General features: G+C 69.3%; 6 protein-coding genes. All 6 read right to left on the minus strand.

The window, feature by feature from the left end; genetic code table 11:
- Positions 1–353 (minus strand): haloacid dehalogenase-like hydrolase (locus IT306_08175; protein ID MCC7368384.1); only part of this gene is annotated, 353 nt, incomplete at its 3' end.
- A gap of 77 nt (positions 354–430) precedes the next feature.
- Entirely contained in the window at positions 431–1,318 is an 888-nt protein-coding gene (locus IT306_08180; GenBank protein MCC7368385.1) for a TIGR03560 family F420-dependent LLM class oxidoreductase, read from the minus strand.
- 8 nt (positions 1,319–1,326) lie between these two features.
- The gene (locus IT306_08185) at positions 1,327–2,649 is read right to left on the minus strand and encodes an adenylosuccinate synthase (GenBank protein MCC7368386.1); all 1,323 of its coding nucleotides are present in this window, start codon (positions 2,647–2,649) and stop codon (positions 1,327–1,329) included.
- 101 nt (positions 2,650–2,750) lie between these two features.
- On the minus strand, positions 2,751–3,059 hold the full coding sequence (locus tag IT306_08190; GenBank protein ID MCC7368387.1) for a zinc-ribbon domain containing protein: 309 nt from the start codon (positions 3,057–3,059) through the stop codon (positions 2,751–2,753).
- A gap of 99 nt (positions 3,060–3,158) precedes the next feature.
- Positions 3,159–5,384 carry an FAD-dependent oxidoreductase gene (locus IT306_08195; GenBank protein ID MCC7368388.1) on the minus strand — a complete coding sequence of 742 codons (2,226 nt, stop codon included), beginning with the start codon at positions 5,382–5,384 and terminating at the stop codon, positions 3,159–3,161.
- Positions 5,385–5,442: 58 nt separating this feature from the next.
- On the minus strand, positions 5,443–6,384 hold a 942-nt coding region (gene dnaB, locus IT306_08200; GenBank protein ID MCC7368389.1), incomplete at its 5' end, for a replicative DNA helicase.

Genomic DNA, 6,384 nt, shown 5'->3' on the forward strand with positions numbered 1-6,384 from the left:
CGCTCGAACGTCGGGTCTTCCTCGACCGAGGCGCGCAGCGTGGCCAGGAACTCGGGCATTCCCGGGTGGAACGTCAGCTCGGAGCCGAGCTCGTGCAGGATCCGGTTCGAGAGGCCCTTGAAGGTGCCGGCGCGGACGTACTCCAGGATGTGGTTGAGGTACAGGGCGTCGTCGGCCACCCGACGCGCGCCGTGGTCGAGGTAGAACGCGTGCAGCCCATCGACCTCGGCCCAGAAGGCCCGCTCGTCCACGCCGTAGCGCGCGAACAGCGGCGTCTGCATGTTGCCGGGGATGAGCGTCTTGTCGAAGTCCCAGACGACGGCGATGACGGTCTGGCTGAAGGGTCCTGCCACGCTGGCTCCCGTGCGTTCTGTCAACGGACGGCCAGTCTAGCCCGCCCGGTCAACCACGCCCAATGGACCGATGGTCCCTATGCCAGCTCCAGGCCGGCCGCCCGCGCGTCGGCCGACAGCGCCGCCAGCGCCTCGTCGCTCGTTGCCGATGCCTGCAGCAGGCCCATGACGCGGCTGACTCCCAACTCGGCGTAGGCGCGCAGCAGCTCGACCCTGCCCTGTCCCGGCGTGTGCCACGCCGGCTCGCCCCACCAGGCATGGACCGATACTGCCAGCGATGCCGGGTCGCGCCCGATCTCCTCGCAACGGGCTCGAATGGTGGGCAGCGCGTCGCGCACCTCGTCCGGCGACAGGCCATCGAGGTTCAGCTCGTCGGCGTAGCGCGCGGCCAGGCGCCAGGTGACCTTGGGCCCATTGCCACCGACCATGATCGGCATGCCGGTCGGCTGCACCGGCTTTGGCACGTTGCGCGCGCCACTCGCCGAGTGATGGGTGCCCTCGTAGGTGGCGTGGACGGTCGGGTCGCCCTCCAGCATGCGCCCGATCACCTCGAGCGCGTCGTGCAGCATGGCGAGACGCTCCGGCGTCTCGGGGAAGCCGTAGCCGTAGGCCTTCCACTCCTCGCGCTTCCAGCCGGCGCCGATGCCGAGCTCGTAGCGGCCGCCGCTTATGACGTCGAGGGTGGATGCCATCTTGGCCGTCAGCGCCGGGTTGCGGAAACCGTTGCAGATGACGACCTGGCCCAGCCGCACGCGTTCGGTCAGGACCGCCAGGGCGGTCAACGCGGTGAACGACTCGAAGGTGATCTCGTCGGTGGGCCGGGGCACGGTGTGAAAATGGTCGAACAGCCAGATCGACTCGGCCCCGATGGCTTCCGCCTGGCGCGCGACCTTGACCGTCCGCGCCCACGCGCGCTCCGGGTCCCAGCCGTCGTACTCGCCGGTCCAGCCCTGCGGCACGATCACGCCCAACTTCATCGGGGCGTTCCCGCCGAGTCGCCACGAATGATCATCTGGTCGCGCTCCGGGCCGACCGACACGTGCGAGATGGGCACGCCGGCCAGCGTCTCGAGGCGCTCGACGTACCCTCGCGCCCGCGACGGCAGTTCGGCCCAGGTCCGGCAGGCGGTCGTATCGGCCATCCATCCGGGCAGCTCCTCGTACACCGGCTCGAGCCGTTCGTAGACCGATGCAGATGCCGGGATCGTCGTCCACGTCCGTCCATCGGCCGGGTCGCGGTAGGCCGTGGCGATCCTGATGCGCTCGAAGCCGTCGAGGACGTCGAGCTTGGTGAGCGCGATGCTCGAGTAGCCGGCGCGCCGCACGCTGAAGGCGACGGCCACCGCGTCGTACCAGCCACAGCGCCGTGGCCGGCCGGTGGAGGTGCCGTACTCGGCGCCGCGCTCGCGCAGCCGCTCTCCAGCGGCATCGTCCAACTCGGACGGCAACGGCCCCGCGCCGACCGCGGTGGTGTAGGCCTTGGCGACGCCCAGGACCCGGTCGATGCGCACCGCTGGCAGGCCGGCCCCGAGGCTCGCGCCGCCGGGGATGGGTGACGAACTGGTGACGTAGGGGTAGACGCCCCAGTCGATGTCGCGCATGGTGCCGAGTTGGCCCTCGAGCAGGATGCGGGCACCGCTCTCGAGCGCCTCGTCCACCGCCGCGGCCCCATCGACGACGTGCGGTGCCAGGCGCGCGCCGGCCGACAGGTACTCATCGGCGATGCCAGCGGCGTCGGTCGCCGCGGCGACCTGGGCCGCCATGTCGGGCGCGTCGTAGCCGGCCACGATGCGGCGCACCCGCTCGAGCGTCGCGTCGAGGCGTCTCCGGAAGCTCGCCGGGTCGGCCAGGTCCACAATGCGGATGCCGCGCCGCGCGAACTTGTCCACGTAGGCAGGGCCGATGCCGCGCGACGTCGTTCCCAGCCGCGCCTCGCCGCGCTCGTGCTCGTCGAGCTGGTCGAGCAGCACGTGGTACGGCATCACCAGGTGGGCACGGTCGCTGATCAGCAGGTTGGCGCCGTCGAATCCGGCCGCCGCCAGTGCGTCGAGCTCGTTGACCAGCGCGGCCGGGTGGATGACGACCCCGTTGCCGAGCAGGTTGCGGGTGGCCGGGTAGAAGATGCCCGAGGGAATCAGGTGCAACTTGAAGTGGCCGTGCGGGTTGACGACGGTGTGCCCGGCGTTGTTGCCGCCCCCGTAGCGGATGACGAGGTCGGCGTCGGACGCCAGGTAGTCGACCACTCGGCCCTTGCCCTCGTCGCCCCACTGGGCGCCGACCACGGCGATGACGGACATGATTCGGGGCTGACCTCGAGCTGGCTGCAGACGCCATCCTAACCAAGCGCGCCGCCTGCAGGAGGCGGCGCGGCTGTCGACCCGGGTGGTCGGGTGAGCGCTCAGGTCCTGGCGCGCACCTTATCGAAGCAGTTCGAGCAGTAGACCGGGCGATCGTTGCGCGGCAGGAACGGCACGAGCGCCTGCCCGCCACACTCGGCGCACACCGCCGCGTGCATCTCGCGCTGGCCCCCACCCCCGCCGCCGCCCCCGAGGCCGAGCGCGCGGTTCTGCTTGGCGACGGCCCGGCAGCTCTGGCAGCGCTGGGGCTCGTTCATCAGGCCCTTGCTGGCGTAGAACTCCTGCTCGCCGGCGGAGAAGACGAAGTCCATCCCGCAATCGCGACAACGGATGGTCTTGTCGGCGTACACCCTTCCCTGAGCCTCCTGTTCGAACGACCGGCCCTGACTGGACGTGGGACGGAAGTTACTAGCGAGCGAGTTTACACCCGCCCACAAGGCCCCCCGCGGTCAGAATGGTCTCGGCGGCCGGGCGATGCCCGGCCCGTGGGTGATCGCCCCGTCGCCCCTGGCCGGTTGGCCATGCACTGCCCTGTAGAGGAAGGCCAGCACCTGCTCCCTCGTCACCGATTTCGTCGGGCAGAAGGCGGTCGGGCTGCAACCGCTGGTGATGCCCGCTTCCGCCAGGGCGTTGATATCGACCTCATGGATCGACCCGTCGTCGTCGTCAAAGACATCGGTGGTGACGGGAGCCAACCCGAAGGCGCGGACCATGAAGCTGGCCATCTCGGCCCTGCTGACAGTTCGATCAGGACAGTAGCGATCAGACCCGCAGCCGAACGTGATCCCGGCTGACGCCACCCGGTTGATGTCGGCCTCGTGCGGATTCCCTTCGTCGTCGGTGAAGTAGTCAATCCCGGGGGCCGCCAGGCCTCGCGCACGTGACAGCAGGCTGGCCATCTGGTCACGCGGCAGGGCAACGGCTGGACAGAAGCGCCCCGGGCCGCAGCCGGCGGTGATGCCCCCGTAGTAAGCCCATGCGATCTCCGCGTAGAAGGGTGAGGCCGCGATGTCACCCGGGTCATCCAGCACGGCCCCGGCCGCGGCCAGGTTCGCCTGCAGCAGCGAGATCGGCACGTCCTGGACCGCGAGACCAAGGCGAGCGGCGATCGCCGCCGCGGCGCCTGCGGCCTGGCCCATGATCATGAACTGGGGCTCCACCCGCAGTGACGAGTAGGCGACGTGGGTGGCGGAGACCGCCACCGGGACCAGCAGGTTCAACGCATCGGCGCGCCGCGGGGTCAGGATCCGGTACGGGATGGACCAGCGCCGGGACTTCTGCGGGCCGAAGGATCCCTCGTCCATCAGCCAGCCTCCGGAATCGATCCAGCGCGACACCCAATGGCTGTCCAACGGATAGGACGCAAGGCCGATGGTGTCGGGCTTGCTGATGAGCATCTCGCGGTCTTGCTGGTTGGCGATGGCCCGGCCGACCATGCGCCGACCCTCGCGCACATACAGTTGCGGCGGCCAGTTGCCGGTCTCGATGAACTCGTCGGCGCACAGGCCGTAGCGACCCAGTCCGGTACGCATGGGACCCGGAACGCGAGGATCGTGCGTCAGGAAATAGAGGAACCCCTGCTGGTAGGAGCGGTGCTCGCGATCCATCACCGCGCGCTGAGCAAGAGTCGCCGACGGATACGCCCAGTTGGCCCCGGGCAGTCCGAAGGAGATCCCACCATGCGCGTTCAGATCCCACTTGTTGCCGGCCAGGCGATCCATGTGCAGCACCCAATCCAGCGAAGGGGTCTCGCCCCGTGTGACGCGCTCATTCAGGTAGTACGCCACGAAGTCGTAGCGCGCCGGGTCGTAGTCGGCGGGACGGGGAAACAGGACCTGGTTGGTCGGATCAGCGGTCACGCACGGCCGGTAGTTGGATGCCTGTATCCTGTCGTCGGCGCTGCCCAGCGGCCCGGGCTCCGCAAGCGGGAACCCGGTGTCCATGCCAGGGGGTACCCGGACGACCCTGACGGGCCAGCGCACGCCGGCCAGCGGCTCGTTGAACTCGGCCGTCCCCTCTCGACCGATCCGGGAGGGGATCCCCGCCCGCGCCAGCAGGTCACCCTCGTAGCTGGCATCAACGAAGACGTCGGCTGCGAACACCTGTCCCGATGTCATACGGATGCCCGCGATGCGCCCGGCCACCCTGGTCACCGCGTCGGGTGCCTCGGCCAGTTGTTGCTGACGCAGGACTCTCACCCCCGTGCTGGTCACCATGGCCTCGAAGACGGCCTCGGCCGTGTGGGGCTGGAATGCGTATCTGCCCCATGACGACCCCTCGGCCGCCTCGATACGATCGAACACCTCGCGCGCCACTCCCCCGATGACCGAGGTGATGCCCCTGTCGGTCCAGCTCAGGCCGGCGCTCATCATGCCCCCGAGGCGCCGGGTGGGCTCGAGGAGGATCACGTCGGCGCCGGCACGCGCGGCGGTGACCGCGGCCACCACGCCGGCAGGCGTCGCCCCATACACGACCACGTCGGCAACGGTGGGGGCACCCTCCATCGCTGACGTCGCGAGCGCCGGAACGGCGGCCGCTCGAATCGGCGGCGGCTGACCCAGCTTCGTCGATGAGCTCAACAGCACCAGGATGGCCAGGGCAATGGCGCCAGCTCGCCGCGACGATTCCCAGTCAATCGACAACCGAACCCCGATCATGCGTTGGATGCTGGCCACCAGTGAACCCTCTCCCAAGGGCCGAAGGTCACTGGGCGCAGGAGCCGAACGATCCACGTCAGTAGGCGGCGATCTCCTCGCGCGCGGCGACGGTGTAGAAGCGGGTGTTCGACTTGCGGAACTGGAGCGGGACCTCGCCGATCGGCCCGTTGCGGTGCTTGGCCACCTTGGCCTTGACCAGCTCTACGTCCGCATCGGGATTCTGCTCGGCGTCGCGGTACAGGAAGATGACGACGTCGGCGTCCTGCTCGATGCTGCCCGACTCGCGCAGGTCGCTCAGGCGCGGCTCCGCCGAGCCACGCTGCTCGACGCCACGCGACAACTGTGACAGGGCCAGCACCGGCACCTTGAGTTCACGCGCCAGCTGCTTGAGGCCGCGGCTGATCTCGCTGACCTCCTGCACGCGGTTGTTGTCCCTGTTCGGCGTGGAGGCCTGCATCAACTGCAGGTAGTCCACGATCACCAGGTCCAGGCCGTGCTGCTCCGCCTCCAGGCGCCGCGCCTTGGTGCGCAGCTCCATCACCGAAAGGACCGGCGAGTCATCTATCCACATCGGGGCCGACGCCATGTCGTTCATGACCGTGGCGATCTTGCTCCAGTCGGTCTCGTCCACGAACCCGGTCTGCAGCGGCCGGGGATTGATGCCGGTCTCGGCGCTGAGCAGGCGCAGGGCAAGCTGCTCCTCGCTCATCTCCAGGCTGAACAGGGCGACCTTCTTGCCCTCGCGCACTGCCGCGTGTTGCGCGATGTTGAGCGCCATCGACGTCTTGCCGACCGATGGACGGGCGGCCAGGATCACCAGGTCCGAGGGCTGCAGGCCGCCGAGCAGCGCGTCGAGCTGCGACAGTCCGGTGGGAACGCCCAGGATCTGGCCGCGGTGCTCGTGCAGGTACTCGAGGCGGTCGTACGCCTGGCCGAGCAGGATCGACAGCGGCTGAAAGCCGTCATCGGTGCGGCGCTGGCTGATCTCGAACAGGATCGACTCGGCCCGGTCGATGGC

This window comes from Chloroflexota bacterium (assembly GCA_020850535.1).
GTDB lineage: Bacteria > Chloroflexota > UBA6077 > UBA6077 > JACCZL01 > JADZEM01.